A 17,778-nucleotide genomic window follows, 5' to 3' on the forward strand; every position below is an offset into this window, starting at 1 on the left:
AGGTCACAGAAACGTACGTCGACGAACTTCACGTCCTCGTTGCTGAGGTATCGCAGGAGTTCCTCGGAATTGGCGAACACACGTCCTCCTGGCAGCGTTGTTGATCATGGCCACGTCCCGTGGCCGGACCGCCCGGGGACATGGCCCGTACCGCCACCGTACGACGGCTCGTCGTCCCCGGCTCGCCAACCGCCCATCCCGGGTTTTCTTGGTCACACGCCGGGTAGTCGCCGACATGTGCGGGATCAGCGGTGAGGCCCGGTTCGACGGGGCCACCCCCGACGCGGGCGCGGTGACCCGGATGACCGAGGCCATGCGCTCCCGCGGCCCCGACGGCCAGGGGCGGTGGAACGACGGCTGGGTGACCCTGGGGCACCGCCGGTTGACCGTGATCGACCTGACCGAGACCGGCGACCAGCCGATGGTCCGGGACGACCTCGGGCTCGCCCTGGTCTTCAACGGTTGCGTCTACAACTATCCCGAGCTGCGCGACGAGCTGCGGGCGGCCGGGCACACCTTCCGCTCGACGAGCGACACCGAGGTGATCCTGGTCGCGTACGCCCAGTGGGGTGAACGGTTCGTCGACCACCTGGTCGGCATGTTCGCGGTCGCGCTGGTGGATCGGCGGCGCCGCCGCCTCGTGCTGGCCCGGGACCGACTGGGCATCAAGCCGCTCTACCTCGCCGAGTCACCCGGCCGGCTGCGGTTCGCCTCCACCCTCCCGGCGCTGCTGGCCGCCGGCGACGTGGACACCGGCATCGACCCGGTCGCGCTGCACCACTACCTGTCCTGGCACTCGATCGTGCCGGCGCCGCGCACCATCCTGCGCGGCGTGCGGAAGCTCCCGCCGGCCACCGTCCGCGTGGTGGAGGCCGACGGGAGCACCCGCGAGCACGTCTACTGGCGGCCTGACTACCAGCGCGACCCGGCCCACGACGGGATGGACGCCGGCGACTGGCGGGCCGCGATCGGGGACGCGCTGCGCACCGCGGTACGCCGTCGGCTGGTCGCCGACGTGCCGGTCGGGGTGCTGCTCTCCGGCGGCCTCGACTCCAGCATGATCGTGGCGTTGCTCGACGGGGCCGGGCAACAGCACCTCCAGACGTTCAGCATCGGCTTCGACAGCCGGGGCGACGAGTCCGGCGACGAGTTCCACTACTCCGACCTGGTCGCCCGCACCTTCGACACCGACCACCACCGCATCCGCCTCGCCGACGACGACCTCGGTCCGGCCGTCCGCGCCACCGTGGCGGCCATGACCGAACCGATGGGCAGCCACGACGTGGTGGCCTTCCACCTGCTCTCCGAGCAGGTCGCCCGACACGTGAAGGTGGCGCAGTCCGGGCAGGGCGCCGACGAGGTGTTCGCCGGCTACGGCTACCACCACCGGCTCGCGCGGACGGCCCGCGCCGACGCCGCGGCCGAGTTCACCGCCGCGTTCTTCGACCGGGACCACGCCGAGCTGAACCGGGTGGTCGACCCGGCGTACGGCTGCGACGCCGACGTCAGCGGCGAGCTGGTCGCCGCGGAACTGGCCACGCCGGGCGCGCGGACCGCGGTGGACGCGGTGCTGCGCCTGGACACCCACCTGATGCTCCCCGACGACCCGGTCAAACGGGTCGACAGCATGAGCATGGCCTGGGGGCTGGAGGTGCGCACGCCCTTCCTCGACCAGGACCTGGTGACGCTCGCCGCCGCCTGCCCGCCCGAGCACAAACTGGCCGGGGGTGGCAAGGGCGTGCTCAAGGACGTGGCCCGGGAGGTGCTGCCGGCCGAGGTCATCGACCGGCCCAAGGGCTACTTCCCGGTGCCGGCGCTGCGCAACGTCGACGGCCCGGTGCGGGAGTTGGTGATCGAGGCGCTGGACGCGCCCGAGGCCCGCCGGCGTGGCCTGTTCCGCCGGACCTACGTCGACGAGTTGCTCGCCGAGCCGGACCGGGCGCAGGCCGCCGCCGGCAGCAACAAGCTGTGGCAACTGGGCCTGCTGGAGCTGTGGTTGCAGGCCCACGAGGTCTGAGCGGCGGGAGGAACGCGGTGAAGTTCGTCATCGAGAGCGAGACCGACGGCCGGGTGGGGTTCACGGTGCTCGGCGGCGACGGCCAGGTGCTCGCCACCGGCCGCCCCTGCCCGGACAAGGGCTCGGCGCTGGCCGCCATCGGCGAGCTGATGCACGGCCTCGGCGACGCCAACATCGAGGACCGCACCGAGCCGATGACCCCGCCCCCACCCACCGCCACCAGCGAGATCGGCGCCGGCGACATGTCGGCCATCGGCCGCTCCGGCATCCCCCCGGTCTGACCGCCCGCGCCCCTCATCCCGCCCTGATTCACGGAAAGAGTGGTTATGCGGGCCCCGACAGCCACTCTTTCCGTGAAACAGGCGGCGGGCCAGGACGGCGGGCCAGGACGGCGGGTACGGGCGGCGGGCTAGGACGGCGGGTACGGGCGGCGGGTGAGGGTGGCGTGGGCCATCGTGGTGAGTGTGACGATGTCGAAGACCGGCACGCCGAGGCGCGCCTGGATCCGGTGGGCGAACGGCACCAGGTCGGTGCACTCGATCACCAGCGCGCCCAGGTCGGGGTGGGCGCGGGCCAGCGCGTCGACCCGGTCGTCCACCTCGGCGGCCAGCCGGTCCACGTTGAGCGCGTCCCGCCGCCCCTGGAGCATCACCTCGCGGAACTCCGGCTGCCCGGCCATGCCGGTGACCGCGACCGGCACATCCGACGCGCCGATCGCCGCCAGGTGCCGTGGCGTCAGCGCCGCCTCGTCGGCGACCAGCAGCCCGACGGTACGCCCGACCATCCGGTGCACCATCGGCAGCTGCACCAGGCTCGACGACCACAGCGGCACGTCCACCGCGGCGGCCAGCTCGGCCTGGAACAGCACCAGGAACCCGCACGCCCCGGTGATGCCGGCGACGCCGGCGGCCTGGAGGTCCCGGGCCGCGTCGACGAACGGCGTCAGCAGCGTCGGGTCGGCGTCGCGGACCAGCCGCTGCGGCGTGGCGCCCTCCACCACCCGGTAGCGCACCGGGAAGTCGAACGTGGCCGGGTTGCGGATGTGCCCGGGAATCTTGTCGAAGCTGGTGTCGAGGCAGAGCACCCCGATCTCCGGTCGGTCGCCCATCAGCTCCCCCTCCGGAAGCGGTCCGGCGCGAACGTCCGCGCCGGCAGGGTCGGCGCCACGCCGGTGACGAGCTGGGCGAGCAGCTCACCGCCGGCCGGGGCCAGCCCCATCCCGATGTGCCCGTGGCCGGTGGCCACGCTGACGTTGTCCCAGCCGCCGGCCCGGCCGATCAGCGGCAGACTGTCCGGCGTGCACGGCCGCAGCCCGCTCCACACGTCCAGTCGCCGGCCGGTGTCCAGCGCCGGCAGGTAACGCCGGGCGGTACGCAGGATGCCGTCCACCCGGCGCGGCGAGATCGAGGCGTCCAGCCCGGACAGCTCCAGCGTGCCGCCGACGCGTACCCGCTCACCCAGCGGCATCACCGCGACCTTGCCCTCGCTGAGCAGCACCGGCCGGGTGGGCGTGCCCGGCCCGGCCGGGAGCGTGACGGTGTAGCCCTTGGCCGGTTGCAGCGTCAGCCCGACGCCGAGCATCCGGGCGCACGCCGTCGACCACACCCCGGCGGCCACCACCACCTCGCTCGGGCGCAGGTCGCCCCGGGCGGTCCGCACCGTCCGCACCCGACGGCCGGTCGTCTCGAAGCCGCGTACCTCGGCGCCGGTGACGATCTCCACGCCGCGGGCCCGCAACGCCTCGGCGAGACCGACCAGGAACGCCGGGATGCGCAGCGCCGCGCCCTCCTCGTTGAGCAGCGCGCCGGCCACCGCGAAGTCGACACCCGGCTCCAGCCGGGCCAGCTCCGCCCGGCCCAGGTCGCGCAGCGGCACCCCGCGGGCGGTCGCCGCGCGGATCGTGCGACGCGCCTGCGCGTACCCCTGCTCGGTGTGGCAGGCCAGGATCATGCCGCGTTCGGTGAGCGTGCCGGCCAGCTCGTCCTCGGCGCACATCCCGCGCAGCAGCGCCAGGCTGCGTTGCTTGAGCGCGAGCAGCGTCTCGAAGCCGGCGCGGGCGTGCCGCTCGGTGCAGTGCCGGCGGAACTGCCACAGCCAGGCCAGCAGCGCGGCGTCCAGCCGGGGCCGGACCGAGAACGGGCTCTCCGGGCTGAACAGCCAGCGGATGCCCTTGGCCGGCACCCCCGGCTCGGCCAGCGGCGCCGAGCCCTGGGTGCCGACGAAGCCGGTGTTCCCCGCCGAGCAGGCCGCCGCGTCCCCGACCTCGCCCCGGTCGACCACGGTCACGGTGTGGCCGGCGCGGCGCAGGAACCAGGCGCAGCACAGCCCGACCATGCCCGCGCCGATGACCAGGACGTCGGGGTCGGCGCGGGCGGGCGTCGTCATCGTCGCCGCCGGTCAGATCGTCACGACGAAGAAGCAGGTGGGCAGGTTGACCACGACCCGTTCCCAGATCTCGGCGCGCAACGCCACCCCCGGCTCGGCGAACGTGCCCGGCGGCGGCTCGGCGAACCCGATCGTGGACCGGCCGGCGTCGAACAGCAACGCGCCGTGGCCGAAGTCGCCGACGATCGCGGTGCCCGGGTCGACCAGCCGGGTACGCACGATGAAGACGCCGTTCTCCTCCACGTCCCGCATCAGCGTGCCGCTGCCGAGCAGCCGGTAGTAGTCGGCCGGGTTGATGATCAGCCCGTCGGCGGTGCTGCCCATCTGCTCGACCTCGTTGCAGGCGGACAGGATGGTCGAGGCGAACGGCCCCGGGTCGGTGAGCCGGCCCAGGTCCGGCATGGCCAGCAGCCCGCCCTCGCCGCGCAGGATGGTGTGGTTCTCGGCGGTGGCCAGCCGCACCACCAGCCGGTAGTCGATGAACTGGGCGAAACTGACCGGGTCCTCCCACAGCGTGTCCGGCACCTGCACCCAAGCGGTGGTGGTGAGCAGCGGCGGGATGGGGGAGCGGTGGAAGTGGTTGGCCGCCTCCCGGCGCAGGTCCGCGCCGTCGACCGCCGGATCGTCCGGTCGGGGCGGGCTCTCGTGCCAGTAGAAGTCCTGCGGATCCCGGGACAGGTCCACCACCTTCAGCATGTTCCGGGACGGGTAGCGCGGCTTGCGCCGGGAACTGGTCAGCGAGTCGGTGATCGTGACGTCGTAGTCGACGCTGGTGTCGAAGCCGTCCTTGGCGAACGCCTCGACGAACGTCGCGCCGGGCGACATCTGGGTCTTCCGCTCGGCGACCACCTCGGCGATGGTCCGCTTCACGGTGTCGGTCCGCTGCTGCATGTGTCGCCCCCTCCTCAGGCCGGCTTGCGGGCGACGAACATGCCCCAGCCGAACTCGCCCCGGTCGATCGCCGCCTGGATCTCGTCGCACGACTCGGCGAAGCCGAGGATCCAGGTCCGCGCCGCCTCGTCCGCCGTGCCGTCCGCCCGCTCCCGGGCGGTGCGGCCCAGCACCCGGTACGTCTGCCGGATGTGCCCGTCCAGGCTGCGGGCCACCACGTCCACGAACCCGGCCTCGGCCAGCGCCTCCCGGTAGCCGTCCAGCGAGTAGCCGCCGTTCCAGCGCACCCGGTCGTAGACGTGCCGGCGGGCCGCCTCGCCGATCCGCTCGGTCGGCTGGAGGAAGTCGGAGACCGCCAGCACCCCGCCCGGCGCGAGCACCCGGAACATCTCGGCGTGGCTGCGCGGCTTCTCCGGCACCAGGAACAACGCGTCCTGGCTGACCACGTGCGTGAACGTGCCGTCGGCGTACGGCATGGCGGTGGCCGAGCCGTGCCGGAACCGGACGTCCAGCCCGGCGCCCCGCTCGACGCGCCGCTGTTCGGCGAAGCGCACCCGCTCGATGCTCAGGTCCAGCCCCTCGCCCCGGCAGCCGGTGCGCCCGGCCAGCCGCAACAGGAAGTTGCCGCAGCCGCACCCGACGTCGAGCACGTTCGAGGAGGCGTCGATGCCGGCGTCGTCGGCGAGGATGTCCGAGGTCCGGTCCGCCGCCGCGTGGTAGTCGGTGTCGTCGTCCCCGGCGAAGTAGCCGGTGTGCAGCACGCCCTCGCTGTCCCAGAAACTGAGGTACGTCTGCGTGGTCTGGTCGAAGAACTCGGAGACGTCCCGCTCGGTGAACTGGCTGGTCGTCGACATGGGCACTCCCTCGTGCGGCGGTCGGGTGGATCAGGCGTAGGTGTCCTTGCGGACGCCGGTCAGGTGGGGCAGGTCGGGGCCGGTGGCGGCGGCGCCGCCGTCGATCAGGTGCACGCCGGCGGTCACGTACGACGCCCGCTCGCTGGCCAGGAACGCGGCCATCGCGGCCACCTCCTCCGGGTGGGCCAGCCGGCCGAGCGCGCTGTGGTGACCCATCGCGGCCAGCCGCGCCTCCACGTCGCCGTCCGCGCCGGCCAGCCGCGCCGCCGCGCGTTCCATCGGCGGGGTACGCACACTGCCGGGCGCGAGCACGTTCACGGTGATGCCGTCGCGGCCCACGTCGACGGCGAGCCCCTGCGCGAAGCGGACCAGCGCCGCCCGGGTCACCCCGGACAGCACCAGCGGGCCGATCGGCACGCAGGCGGTCTCGGAGGCGACCAGCAGCAGCCGGCCCCAGCCGGCGGCGCGCATGTGCGGCAGCGCGGCCGTCGACACCGCGACCGCGGGCAGCAGCACCCGCTCGACGGCGGCCCGGTAGTCCTCGACGCCGAACCCGGCGGCGGTGCCGACCGGCGGGCTGCCGCCGCTGACCAGCAGCACGTGCGTCCCGCCCAGGTCGGCGGCGACGTCGTCGACCCAGCGGGCGGCGGCGGCCGTGTCGGTGAGGTCCACGGCGGTCGCGCTGACCCGTCCGGTGGCCACCGACGCCAGTTCCCGTTCGGCCGCGGCCAGGCGTGCCGGGTCCCGACCGCAGACCGCTACGTGCGCGCCCTCGGCGGCGAACTCCCTCGCGCAGGCCAACCCGATGCCGCTGGTGCCGCCGGCGACCAGCGCCACCCGACCCTTGAGCCCCAGATCCACGTCCGTCACCTCTCCGTCTCGCCGGCGCGGGCCGCCGCGCCGGGATGCGTCCGGGCCGTTGCCTCGGACCGGTAGCCGTAGCGGGTGGACAACGGCCAGGCCAGCGACGCCACGGCCAGCCGTTGCCGGCCGGTCAGCGTCCGCCGCCACCCGTCGTCGGTGTCCCGGATGACGGTCGGGCCGGTCCGGAACCGGTCCGGGTTGCCGGTGACCGTGTGGTTGCCGCGCAGCTCGACGGTCCGGTCGTGGACCGGGTTGCCCGCCGGGTCGGCGCCGACCAGCCGCAGCAGCGCGTCGACCGTGCCGGCCGGATCGGCGGCGAAGTCCTCGTACCGCAGCAGCATCGACCGGTCGGGATGCCGGCGGTTGATCGCCGCCGAGGCCAGGTTGAACCCGTGCCAGTACGCGGTGCTGCGCGCCGCCGACATGGCGTAGACGTACTCCTTCGGCTCCCGCCACGAGTGGGCCACCGCACGCGGGTCGCGGACCAGGTGCAACCAGTACGGTTCGACGCCGGGCACGTGCGGCAGCAGGGCCGACTCGCCCGGGATCTTCGTGCTGTCCACGATCACCCGGGCCCCGGTGCGCGCGGCCACCTCCCGGTAGACCGCGCCGAGCAGGTCGGCGTGCGCGCGGGTGTCCGCGTCGGACGCGCCCCGGCGCAGCACCCGCCAGGTGTGCCGGGTCCGCAGCCGCGCGCGTTGCCGCCGGATCACCTCGGCGGCGTGCGCGTCGGCCGACACGCCGGCCGGGCGGCCGACCGGCAGCACCGCCGACCACAGCGGGCAGGCGGTCAGCGCCGCGCCGCAGCCGCAGCGGTCGTTGACGCCGCGCCCGGTCGAGTTCTTCCACAGGAAGTGCAGTTCGCCGACGTGCGCCACGCCGGGCACCTCGCCGAGGACGTTGCCGATGATGGTGCTGCCGTTGCGGCACCAGCCGGTGACGCTGAGCACGGCCACGGGAGCGCTCATCGTGCCCGTACCTCCATCGGGGTTTCGGTGACCGCGGGCCGGCCGATGCGCAACGCCATCGCGGCGGCCACCATCGCGCCGGCCGCGCCGGCGACGAACACCGCCGGATAGCCGAAGCCGGCCGCGACCAGCCCGGTCGCCGGCCCCCACACCGCCAGACCGAGGTCCCAGAACGACGTGTACGCGCCGATCGCCGCGCCCTGCCGCGCCGGCTCGGTGCGGTTCATCACCATCAGCGCCAGCGACGGGTGCAGCAGCGAGAACCCGACCCCCATCACCACGCTGCCGACCACCGCCACGGGCAGGTTCGGGGCGACCGCGATGACCAGCAGGCCGACCGCCTCGCCCACCCCGCACCAGGTGGCCACCCGCCGGGGGCCGAGCCGGTCGGGCAGGTGCCCGATGACCAGGCGGGTGCCGGCGTAGACGGCGCTGAAGCAGCTCAGCACCACCACGCCGTGCCCGATGCCGCGGGCGTCCAGGTGCAGCACCACGAACGCGGCCAGGCCGGCGTACCCGGCGGCGCCGAACGTCAGCGCCACGCCGGGCAGCAGCGCGGGACGCAGCAGCAGGCCCCCGCCCCTGGCGGCCGGCGCGGTACGCGGCGGCGCCGGCACCAGTGCGACGAGCGCGGCGCCGACCGCCGGCGCGGCGGCGCTGAGCGCCCACACCGCCGGATAGCCGGCCTGCTGCACGGTCGCGCCGAGGAACGTGCCGGCGGAGATGCCACCCCACATGCTCACCCCGTACAGGCCGATGAGCTGGCCGCGCCGGTGGTGCGGGGCGAGCTGGACGATCCACACCGCCCCGGCGGTGAACAACGCCGCCTCGCCGGCGCCGAGCAGCAGCCGGACCACCACCAACGCCGGCACGCCCAACGGCGCCAAATAGAGCAGGCCGCCGGCGGCCACCACGAGCGCGCCGGTCAGCATCACCGTGCGGTGACCGTACCGGTCGGCGAGCGCGCCGGCGACCGGCCGGACCAGCAGCGCGGTCACCGCGGTCACCGTGACCACCACGCCGACGGTGAGATCGCCGGCGCCGTGCCGCTCGCGCAGGAAGCCGGGCAGCACCGGGATGACCGCGGTCAACCCCAGGTAGCCGGCGAAGAGTCCGCCGAGCAGCCCGACCAGCGCCCGCCGGGGCAGCGGCTTCTCCTCGGTGCCGGCGTCGGTCAGGGGCGCGCCGGTCACGGCCGGGCCAGCACGGTCTCGCGGGCGGCGGCCACCTTGCGGACCGCGCGGATCAGGTCGTCGCAGTCGTCCGGGGTGAGGTTCGACGACAGCGGCACGTCGACGGTCTCGGTGAGCAGTCGCGCGGTGCGCGGCAGCGTCGCCCGGACCTGTCCCGGGTCCGCGGTGTCGTAGAGGAAGCGCCAGTTCCAGAACGCGCGCACGTTCAGGTCGTCGTCCGCGCCGATGTTGCGCGCGTCGATCCCCTCGGCCCGCAGCGCCCGGGCGAACCAGCCGGCGTCGCCGCCGGGCACGCGGAACACGAACGCCTCCCCGAGGTACGCCCCGGGCGCGACCGGCCGCCGCGCCGCGATGCCGGGCAGGTCGGCCAGGGCCTGCGAGACGTGCGCGTAGTTGCGGTGGAACAGGGTCAGTCGCTGCGGCAGCCGGGTCAGCTCGGCGCGCAGCAGGGCCGCCCGGATCTCGTCCATCCGGAGGCTGAGCAGCGGCAGGTCCAGGCCGGTGAGCGGCGGTTCGCCGTCCGGGAAGTGCCGGCGCAGCCGCCCCTCGTACGCCCCGGACAACGCGACCGCCCGGGCGAACAGCGTGCTGTCGTCGGTGATCAGGAAACCGCCCTCGCCGCAGTTGAGCGCCTTGTCGGACTGGGTGCTGAACGCCCCGGCGGCGCCGAACGTGCCGAGCTTGCGGCCGTTGAGCTCGGCGCCGAGCGCCGGCACGGCGTCCTCGATGAGCGGCACGCCCATCTCGGCGGCGAACGCGGCCAGGGCCTCGACGTCGGCGGCGAAGCCGCGCATGTGGACGACCATGATGGCCCGGATGTCCGGTCGCCAGCGGCGGCGCAGGTCGTCGAGGTCCATCCGCAGGTCGTCGTCGACCTCCACCAGTAATGGCCGGCACCCGGCCAGCACAATGGCGCTCGGAGTGGCGACGAAAGTGAATCCGGGACAGGCGACCAATGACCCGGCCGGCACGCCGGCGCCCATCAGGGCGAGGGCCAGTGCGGCCGTACCGCTGGAAACGGCGAGGGCGTGCCGGGTGCCGAAATAACGGCACAGTTCGTCCTCGAACCGCCCGCATTCGGTTTCTTTCTGCGCGCGATGGTCGTATCGGAAGTAGAGATGGCTGCGAATGGCCCGAATTGCGGCGTCCTCGTCGTCGGGGTGTACGAATACCGCGCCCTTGTCGTAGGTGGGCCACGGCGTGTCCCGCACCGGCCGGCCGCCGTGCAGTGCGAGCGGTTCTTCCAGCTCAGCGCCGCGCGAGGCCGGCCTGGGCCGGCTCGCCGCGGGAGCGTCGTTGTTCCCGTTCACCGGCGGACTCCTCGAGGCGAGCGGTGGATTTCCTATTCTCTCGATAGGAATTGCCGTACGCGCGCCGGGCATGGTGGCCCGGCGGAATCTCGCGTCCGGCGCGATCCCGTCGAGGGGTGGGAAAAGCCACCAGATCCGACATTGGCGTTAGGTGGATCCAGTGACCATCATGATTGCCCCCGGACTGGCGGCCGTCAACATGCGATTGGGAATGTGCACAAGGGTTGCTGACAGTGACAGTGGACAATAAGGAATCGTTCCTTGTGGTGGGCGTTCGTCGGCGCCGGGCGCCGATCGCGAGGTGAACCGCCCGTGGCCGCCGGCCCGGCCCGGCCCGGCCCGGCCCGGCCCGGCCCGGCCCGGCCCGGCCCGGCCCGGCTCGGCTCGGGCGGTGGGGCGCGGGCGACGCGACGTCCGGTGTCACCCGGCGTGACGGCGGTGGCCGGGGGATGGTGGCCACCGCGTGCCCTTTGCTCTGCAGCCACGGGCGCATCGGTAACCGAACGTTATCGCTGCCTCCGTGGCTGCAGAGCAAAGGCGCGAAACGACAGGAACCGCCGATCCGACACTTTCCGCGATAATCCCTGGTCAACGCGATCGGCCGCGAAATGACGCGCGGCGCGTGCCCCGACAGTCGATGACACGGAGTGATGTTCGTGCCGGGGTCCGAAGATGTCACCGAACGTCATCGGTCCACTCGGCTGCGGCCCTCGCCACTGCGCTCCCGCACGGCGGCACCGCGTCGTCCGTACGGCTGGCGGGCGAGGCGACGCCGGACGGCTCACTCCGCCGGCGCCACCACCTCGACGACGTCGGCCGGCGCGCGGCGCGGGACCGGTGGCAGGTCGGCGTCCGGTCCCCAGCCGACGCGCACCACCAGGTAGGGCTCGCCGATGCCGGCGAGCAGGTCACGCATCATCCGGCGCGGCCAGGCCAGCTCGATCGCGTCGCTGAGCGGCGCGCTGGCCAGGCCCTCGGCGGTGGCGGTGAGCAGCAGCGCCGACAGCGCCTCGCCGCCGCGCAGCCAGGCCGCCGGGTCGTCGCGCTCACCGAACAGGATCAGGTACGCCGCGCCCCGGTCGAAGTCCGCGCCAGCGGTCAGTCCGGCCGCCCCACCGGGCGCGTGGTCACGCAGCGGCACCCGCCGTGGCGCGGGCCGGACCGCGGTGGCGGTGGGCACGCCGTCGCCGCTGCCCGCCGGGCGGTTGGTCCAGCGGCGCAACTCCTCCCGGTACGCCGGGTCGGCCAGCTCGGCGTCGGCGGCGCGGCCGGTGGAGACCGCCAGCATCGGCATCTGGTCCGGCCGGACCACGTGCAGGTGCGCGCCCTCGGCCTCGACCGCGTCCCCGAGCCGGGCCAGCACCGGTTCGGGGACCGGGCGGTCGCCGTACGCGCGCCGATCGGTGCGGCGGCGCGGGATCGCGTCGACCAGCCGGCCGGCCGACACGTCCAGGGCGGTCGGGCCGGTGGTGCGCAACCGGGCGAGCAGCGTCGGGTCGGCCCGGTCCGGCAGCCGCCCGACGTCGACCGTCCAGCCGGCGGCGGCGAGCGAGACGCGGGCGTGGTGCAGCGCCGCGCCACAGCTCAGGACCAGCAGTCGACCGTCCGGGTCGGTGTGCGCGAGCTGCCGGCCCGGGTCCGTGCGCAGCTCCAGCGCGTCGGCGGTGACCCGCCACCGCCAGGGCTGGGTGTTAAACACCGAGGGAGCGTGCAGGGACTGCCGGGCCGCCGCCTCCAGCACCCGTACCGTCGGGTGCTGTTCGGTACGCGTCGATGACCGGTCCATGGCGGCGCCTCCTCGTTGCTCGTCCCCCTCCGAGGCTGCCGGCCGCCGTGCCCCCGGGACAGGGTCGGAGGGCCCGACCGGCCGGGACCCTGCGTCCCGAGTGTCGAGCGGGGAGCGCTGCCCTACCGGAGGCGTTAAGCGGGGGCCCCTCCCTGCGTCGGGGGGACGGCGAGGGCGATGGTCAGGTCGAGGATGGTGGCGGGGTCGTGCAGGCGGTCGCCGAACAGCTCGCGGAGCTTGCCCATCCGGTAGCGGACGGTCTGCGGGTGCACGAACAGGTCCGCCGCCACGTCGTCGCGCCGCCCCTGGTGCAGCAGCCAGGACCGCAGCGTCTCGGCCAGCCGGTGCGCGGTGGCCGGGGGAAGCGCGGCGAGCGGCGCGAGGGCCTGGGCACGCAGGTCGGCAAGCGCCTCCGGATCCATGCTGAGCAGCAACGCGGAAAGGTGACACTCGGTGTCCACCGGTCCGGCGTCCGGCTCGCCGAGCCCGAGCGTGAGCGCCCGGGTGGCCCGCTGGTAGGACGCGGCGACCCGGTGCCAGGGGCGGGCCGGGCCGAGCACCGCCCGGTGCCCGTGCAGCAGCCGGATGAGTTGACGCCGTCGTCCGCCGTGCGCGTCCGGCGCCAGCAGCACCGCCAGCTCCTCGGCCGGGTCCATGCCGGGCAGGTCCTCGCCGCTCTCCAACGTCTGCGGGCCGAGCAGGGCGAGCACCGCGCGCAGGTGCCGGCGGGGCAGCAGCACCACGGTCAGCGTCTGGGGCGGCGGCCAGTCGGCCCGTTCCGCGCTGCGCCGCAGCGACTCCTCCGGCTCGCCGGCGAGCAACTGCTGGGTGAGCCGTTCCAGGTCGCGGCGGCGGACCCGGCCGGCGCTGGCCAGCTCGTCGGCGTGCCCGGCCACGCTGGCCGCGGACAGCTCGTCGATGTACGCGAACATCAGCTCGGCGAACTCGGCCACCGTCTCGGCGGCCAGGCCGCTGCGGACCGTGGTGGTGGAGACCTCCCGCCAGGCCACCCGGGCGCCCACCCGGTACGCGGCCAGCAGCGCGTCCATGCTCCGCCCGGCGCGCGCCTCGCCGCTGCCCAGCGCGTACGCGGCCTCCAGCGCGGGAGCCAGGGGAGTGCTCGGGTCGAACGCCTGGGTACCCTCGATGAGCTGGAGGAACGTGCCGAGCGCGATGCGTACCGCGTTCTCGATCTTCTCCCGCATGGTGCCGGTGAGCGCGCCGGAGTAGTCCGTCACCTCGGCGGTGATCGCGCTGACCGTCCGCTCGGCGACCATGGGCAGCCGGTCGCGCAGCAGCGCCGCGACGCCGGCGTCGAGATCGAGATGGGCGGCCCGCGCGCCGGTCCCGGTCTCCTGCGTCATGTTGTTCCCTTCGAACAAAAACCCGTGACCTTTTCACCTTTGCCGGTCAAGATGTTATGCGATTCCGCGGTCACGCTGGTCATATGACCACAACTGCGCCCCGCCGCCCCCAGAAGGCATCCTTCCGGGACAGGCTGCTGCGGCTGGCCGGCACGGTCACCACCCCGCTGCTGCCGGGCGACTACCTGGACATGATCGCGCCGCTGCGCGCGGGCGCCCCGCTGCGCGGCCGGATCGTCGCGGTCCGCCCGGAGACCCGTGACGCGGCGACGCTGGTGATCCAGCCGGGTCGCGGCTGGCAGGGCCACCTGCCGGGGCAGTACGTGCGCCTCGGCGTGGACGTCGACGGCGTACGCCAGTGGCGGGCGTACTCGGTCACCTCGCCGCCGGGCGCGGCGGACGGCCGGATCAGCGTGACGGTCAAGGCGATCCCGGACGGCAAGGTCAGCAACCACCTGGTCCGCCGGATCCGGCCCGGCACGATCGTCCAGCTCGACCAGGCGCAGGGCGACTTCGTGCTGCCCACCGCGACGCCCGAGCGGGTGCTGTTCCTCACCGCCGGCAGCGGCATCACCCCGGTCATGGGGATGCTGCGGGCCGGGCTCACCGAACGGGCCGACGTGGTGCTGGTGCACTCGGCGCCCACCCGCGACGACGTCATCTTCGGCGCGGAGCTGCGGGCGCTGGCCGACCGTGGCGCGGTGCGGCTGGTCGAGCGACACACCGACACCTCCGGCCTGCTCGACGTGGCCGAGCTGGACGACCTGGTACCCGACCACGCCCGGCGGCACACCTGGGCCTGCGGCCCGGTCGGCCTGCTGGACGCGGCGGAGACGCACTGGGCGGCGCGCGGCTGCCCCGACAGGCTGCACACCGAGCGGTTCCGTCCTACGGTGGTTACGCCGGGCGACGGCGGCACGGTGACCTTCACCGGGGCGGGGGTGACCGTCGCGGCCGACGGCGCCACCACCCTGCTCGACGCGGGGGAGAACGCGGGGGTGCTCATGCCCTCGGGCTGCCGGATGGGGATCTGCTACGGCTGTGTCGTGCCGCTGCGGCAGGGCGCGGTACGCGACCTGCGCAACGGCGACGTCACCACGGCCGTGCCGGGCGACGGCGTGCGGATCCAGACCTGTATCTCGGCGGCCGCCGGTACCTGCGACATCGAACTCTGAGGAGCCCCCGACGTGACCGTGATCCAGAAGAAGGCCGACAACCCGATCGCCCACCTGAGCGCCGAGGACATCGAGATCATCGGCAAGGAACTGGACGCGATCCGGGACCGGGTGATCGCCGACCGGGGGGAGCGGGACGCCCGCTACATCCGCAAGGTGATCAAGACCCAGCGGACGCTGGAGATCAGCAGTCGCGCGGTGCTGTTGTTCTCGCTGTTCCCGCCGGCCTGGATCGTCGGCACGGCCGGCCTCACCGTCGCCAAGATCCTCGACAACATGGAGATCGGGCACAACGTCCTGCACGGCCAGTGGGACTGGATGCGCGACCCGAAGATCCACTCGACCACCTGGGACTGGGACCACGTCTCCCCGGCCGACCAGTGGAAGCAGTCGCACAACGAGCTGCACCACCGCTTCACCAACGTGGTCGGCAAGGACAACGACCTCGGGTACGGCATCATGCGCGTCGACGAGGACCAGCCGTGGCACCCGATGCACCTGGGCCAGCCGGTGTGGAACCTGCTCAACGCCGCCTTCTTCGAGTACGGCATCGCCGCGTACGACCTGGAGCTGGGAGACCACCTCAAGCAGAAGCGGCTCAAGGACCCGACGTTCCGGGCCAGGGCCAAGGCGGTCGGCCGCAAGATCCGCAAGCAGGTGCTCAAGGACTACGTGGTGCACCCGCTACTCTCCGGCCCGTCGTTCCTGTCCACGCTCGCCGCCACGTTCACCGCGAACCTGATCCGCAACGTGTGGAGCCACTCGGTGATCATGTGCGGGCACTTCCCGAGCGGCGTGGAGACGTTCGAGAAGACCTCCATCGAGGGCGAGACGCGCGGCGAGTGGTACCTGCGGCAGATGCTCGGCTCGGCCAACATCAGCGGCCCCCGCCTGCTGCACATCATGACCGGCAACCTGTCGTTCCAGATCGAGCACCACCTCTTCCCGGACCTGCCGAGCAACCGCTACCAGGAGATCGCCCCGCAGGTGCGGGCGCTGTTCGACAGGTACGGGCTGCGGTACACCACCGGCCCGCTGCCCAAGCAGGTCGCCTCCGCCTGGTGGAAGGTGATCCGCCTGTCGCTGCCCAACCGGCGCGACCGCCGGCAGCCGGTCGCCCCGGGCCCGCTGGTCCCCTCCGGCGCGGCCTGACCGACCGGTGCACGGCGGGTGAATTCCTGCCCGCCGGCACCTGCACAACCGGTTTCTTCCCAGCTCAGCGCCGCTTCCGTGCGCTTCGGGACGGTCGCCTGCCCCCGTACACTCGCGCCGTCGAGCTGAGGGGTGTGGTCGTTGATGCCGTACGACGCCGCGACGCCGCCGGCCGCCGGCCGGCGGGTGGTGATGCTTGTCGACAACGCGGTCGAGGGTGACTCGCGGGTGCAGAAGGCCGCCCGGTCCGTCGCCGACGCCGGCTGGGACGTCACGCTGCTCGGCTGCGCCCGGATCGACGCCGAGCGTCGCTGGCGGCTCGGCGACGCCGAGGTACGCGTGCTGCCGCTCGACGCCCCCCGCGACCTCCGACCGGCCGTCGGTGACCCGCGCGGCGGCGTTCCCGGTCCGGGCGACGGCGTTCCCGGTCCGCGCGACGGCGTTCCCGGTCCGGGCGGCGGCGTTCCCGGTCCGCGCGACGGCCTGCCTCGGCCGGTGGGCGGGATGTCCGGTCTGCGGCGGCGGCTGGTGGCCCGGGGCGGTCTGCCGCTGCGCGCCGCCCGGCTGGCCCGCCGGCCGGTGGAGCACGCCCAGGTCCGCTACTGGGCGGCCCGGCTCGGTGACCGGGCCTGGCGTCGGCTGGAGCCGGGCCTCTGGGACTACGAGCGGGTCGCCGGCCCGGTCGTCGACGCGCTGCGCCCCGACCTGATCCACGCGCACGACTTCCGGATGCTCGGCGTGGCCGCCCGCGCGGTCGACCGCGCCCGGGACCGGGGCCGCGCCGTGAAGCTGGTCTGGGACGCCCACGAGTGGTTGCCCGGCGCCCGGCCCCGCCGCGACAACGCGCGCTGGCTGCCCGCCCACCTCGGCTACGTCCGCGAGTACGTCGGCCACGCCGACGCGGTCGTCACCGTCTCCGACACGCTCGCCGACCTGCTGGTCCGCGACCACGCGCTGCCCGAACGCCCCACCGTCGTGCTCAACGCCCCGGTCACCGCCGCCGACCCGGTCATGGCTGCCGAACCGGTCACCGAGGCCGGGTCCGTCCCGGTCGACGTGGGCGACCGGGACGTACCTGACCTGCGGGCCCGCTGCGGCCTGGCCGCCGGCACCCCGCTGCTGGTCTACAGCGGGGCGATGGCCGTCCAACGCGGCGTGGACACCGTGGTCGAGGCGCTGCCCCGGCTGCCCGGCGTACACCTGGCCCTGGTCGTCGCCGACCCGGCCGCCGGCTACGTCCGGCAGGTCGTGGCGCGTGCCGCCCGGCACGGCGTGGCCGACCGGGTGCACGTGCTGCCGTACGTGCCGCACCGGCAGCTCGTCGCGTTCCTCGCCACCGCCGACGTCGGGCTCATCCCGCTGCACCACTGGCCCAACCACGAGATCGCGCTGATCACCAAGTTCTTCGAGTACGCGCACGCGCGGCTGCCGATCGTGGTGAGCGACGTCCGCACCATGGCCGACACGGTCCGGGCCACCGGTCAGGGGGAGGTGTTCCGCGCCCGGGACGCCGCCGACCTGGCCCGCGCGGTCCGGGCGGTGCTCGCCGACCCGGCCCGCTACCGTGCCGCCTACGACGGCCCGGACTCGCCGCTGTCCGCCTGGACCTGGGAGGCCCAGGCGGAACACCTCACCACCCTCTACCACCACCTACTCACCCCCACCCCCACCCCGCCGCCCCGAGCGCGCTGATTCACGGAAAGCGTGGCCATCCGGCCGCCGACAGCCACGCTTTCCGTGAATCAGCGCGAAGTGCGGGGCGGGGTTGGGGTAGCGTGGACGGCATGCAGGGTTGGCGATCTCTCACCGCCGCGGCCGC

Annotated in this window: 15 protein-coding genes; 5 read left to right on the plus strand and 10 right to left on the minus strand. The window is 74.1% G+C overall.

Annotated elements, in window-relative coordinates:
* The first annotated feature begins 235 nt into the window (after positions 1-235).
* Together ACIA6B_RS16650 and ACIA6B_RS16655 are read left to right on the plus strand one after the other, a co-directional pair.
* The gene (locus ACIA6B_RS16650) at positions 236-2,017 is read left to right on the plus strand and encodes an N-acetylglutaminylglutamine amidotransferase (protein ID WP_396774163.1); all 1,782 of its coding nucleotides are present in this window, start codon (positions 236-238) and stop codon (positions 2,015-2,017) included.
* A gap of 17 nt (positions 2,018-2,034) precedes the next feature.
* Positions 2,035-2,298 carry a hypothetical protein gene (locus ACIA6B_RS16655; protein ID WP_396774164.1) on the plus strand — a complete coding sequence of 88 codons (264 nt, stop codon included), beginning with the start codon at positions 2,035-2,037 and terminating at the stop codon, positions 2,296-2,298.
* A 128-nt stretch (positions 2,299-2,426) separates the two neighbouring features.
* Here ACIA6B_RS16655 and ACIA6B_RS16660 read toward each other — a convergent pair whose 3' ends face one another.
* The 10 genes from ACIA6B_RS16660 to ACIA6B_RS16705 form a co-directional block, all read right to left on the minus strand.
* Positions 2,427-3,125, minus strand: a complete 699-nt coding sequence (locus tag ACIA6B_RS16660) for an aspartate/glutamate racemase family protein (protein ID WP_396774166.1) — start codon at positions 3,123-3,125, stop codon at positions 2,427-2,429.
* The gene (locus tag ACIA6B_RS16665) at positions 3,125-4,402 is read right to left on the minus strand and encodes an NAD(P)/FAD-dependent oxidoreductase (RefSeq protein ID WP_396774168.1); all 1,278 of its coding nucleotides are present in this window, start codon (positions 4,400-4,402) and stop codon (positions 3,125-3,127) included. Before ACIA6B_RS16665 ends, ACIA6B_RS16660 begins: the two co-directional genes overlap by 1 nt.
* 12 nt (positions 4,403-4,414) lie before the next feature.
* Complete coding sequence (locus tag ACIA6B_RS16670; RefSeq protein ID WP_107155420.1) at positions 4,415-5,293, minus strand: family 3 encapsulin nanocompartment shell protein; 879 nt, start codon at positions 5,291-5,293, stop codon at positions 4,415-4,417.
* Between the two features lie 14 nt (positions 5,294-5,307).
* A complete protein-coding gene (locus ACIA6B_RS16675) occupies positions 5,308-6,147 on the minus strand; it encodes an SAM-dependent methyltransferase (RefSeq protein WP_396774169.1) in 840 nt (279 codons plus the stop codon).
* A gap of 30 nt (positions 6,148-6,177) precedes the next feature.
* Entirely contained in the window at positions 6,178-7,008 is an 831-nt protein-coding gene (locus ACIA6B_RS16680) for an SDR family oxidoreductase (protein WP_396774171.1), read from the minus strand.
* Between the two features lie 5 nt (positions 7,009-7,013).
* Positions 7,014-7,979, minus strand: coding sequence for a sulfotransferase (locus ACIA6B_RS16685; protein WP_396774173.1), 966 nt, complete (start codon positions 7,977-7,979; stop codon positions 7,014-7,016).
* Positions 7,976-9,172, minus strand: a complete 1,197-nt coding sequence (locus ACIA6B_RS16690; protein WP_396774175.1) for an MFS transporter — start codon at positions 9,170-9,172, stop codon at positions 7,976-7,978. Before ACIA6B_RS16690 ends, ACIA6B_RS16685 begins: the two co-directional genes overlap by 4 nt.
* Positions 9,169-10,482 (minus strand): DegT/DnrJ/EryC1/StrS family aminotransferase, encoded by a 1,314-nt coding sequence (locus ACIA6B_RS16695; RefSeq protein WP_396774176.1) that lies wholly within the window; start codon positions 10,480-10,482, stop codon positions 9,169-9,171. Before ACIA6B_RS16695 ends, ACIA6B_RS16690 begins: the two co-directional genes overlap by 4 nt.
* 781 nt (positions 10,483-11,263) lie before the next feature.
* Positions 11,264-12,268 (minus strand): Acg family FMN-binding oxidoreductase, encoded by a 1,005-nt coding sequence (locus ACIA6B_RS16700; protein ID WP_396774177.1) that lies wholly within the window; start codon positions 12,266-12,268, stop codon positions 11,264-11,266.
* A 134-nt stretch (positions 12,269-12,402) separates the two neighbouring features.
* Positions 12,403-13,632 carry a PucR family transcriptional regulator gene (locus tag ACIA6B_RS16705; protein WP_396774178.1) on the minus strand — a complete coding sequence of 410 codons (1,230 nt, stop codon included), beginning with the start codon at positions 13,630-13,632 and terminating at the stop codon, positions 12,403-12,405.
* Positions 13,633-13,715: 83 nt separating this feature from the next.
* Here ACIA6B_RS16705 and ACIA6B_RS16710 point away from each other — a divergent pair, with 83 nt between their 5' ends.
* The 3 genes from ACIA6B_RS16710 to ACIA6B_RS16720 all read left to right on the plus strand — a co-directional run bounded on the left by ACIA6B_RS16710 (position 13,716) and on the right by ACIA6B_RS16720 (position 17,651).
* The gene (locus ACIA6B_RS16710; RefSeq protein ID WP_396774180.1) at positions 13,716-14,807 is read left to right on the plus strand and encodes a ferredoxin reductase; all 1,092 of its coding nucleotides are present in this window, start codon (positions 13,716-13,718) and stop codon (positions 14,805-14,807) included.
* A gap of 12 nt (positions 14,808-14,819) precedes the next feature.
* Positions 14,820-15,959 (plus strand): fatty acid desaturase family protein, encoded by a 1,140-nt coding sequence (locus ACIA6B_RS16715; RefSeq protein WP_396774181.1) that lies wholly within the window; start codon positions 14,820-14,822, stop codon positions 15,957-15,959.
* Between the two features lie 144 nt (positions 15,960-16,103).
* On the plus strand, positions 16,104-17,651 hold the full coding sequence (locus ACIA6B_RS16720; protein WP_396774183.1) for a glycosyltransferase: 1,548 nt from the start codon (positions 16,104-16,106) through the stop codon (positions 17,649-17,651).
* Positions 17,652-17,778 lie beyond the last annotated feature (127 nt).

Source organism: Micromonospora sp. NPDC051141 (genome assembly GCF_044455765.1).
GTDB lineage: Bacteria > Actinomycetota > Actinomycetes > Mycobacteriales > Micromonosporaceae > Micromonospora.

Excerpts from the sequence above, each read along its gene's own strand:
- ACIA6B_RS16650 (WP_396774163.1), top strand. The coding sequence starts at position 236 with ATGTGCGGGATCAGCGGTGAGGCCCGGTTCGACGGGGCCACCCCCGAC.
- ACIA6B_RS16660 (WP_396774166.1), bottom strand. The coding sequence starts at position 3,125 with ATGGGCGACCGACCGGAGATCGGGGTGCTCTGCCTCGACACCAGCTTC.
- ACIA6B_RS16665 (WP_396774168.1), bottom strand. The coding sequence starts at position 4,402 with ATGACGACGCCCGCCCGCGCCGACCCCGACGTCCTGGTCATCGGCGCG.
- ACIA6B_RS16670 (WP_107155420.1), bottom strand. The coding sequence starts at position 5,293 with ATGCAGCAGCGGACCGACACCGTGAAGCGGACCATCGCCGAGGTGGTC.
- ACIA6B_RS16675 (WP_396774169.1), bottom strand. The coding sequence starts at position 6,147 with ATGTCGACGACCAGCCAGTTCACCGAGCGGGACGTCTCCGAGTTCTTC.
- ACIA6B_RS16685 (WP_396774173.1), bottom strand. The coding sequence starts at position 7,979 with ATGAGCGCTCCCGTGGCCGTGCTCAGCGTCACCGGCTGGTGCCGCAAC.
- ACIA6B_RS16700 (WP_396774177.1), bottom strand. The coding sequence starts at position 12,268 with ATGGACCGGTCATCGACGCGTACCGAACAGCACCCGACGGTACGGGTG.
- ACIA6B_RS16705 (WP_396774178.1), bottom strand. The coding sequence starts at position 13,632 with ATGACGCAGGAGACCGGGACCGGCGCGCGGGCCGCCCATCTCGATCTC.
- ACIA6B_RS16710 (WP_396774180.1), top strand. The coding sequence starts at position 13,716 with ATGACCACAACTGCGCCCCGCCGCCCCCAGAAGGCATCCTTCCGGGAC.
- ACIA6B_RS16720 (WP_396774183.1), top strand. The coding sequence starts at position 16,104 with ATGCCGTACGACGCCGCGACGCCGCCGGCCGCCGGCCGGCGGGTGGTG.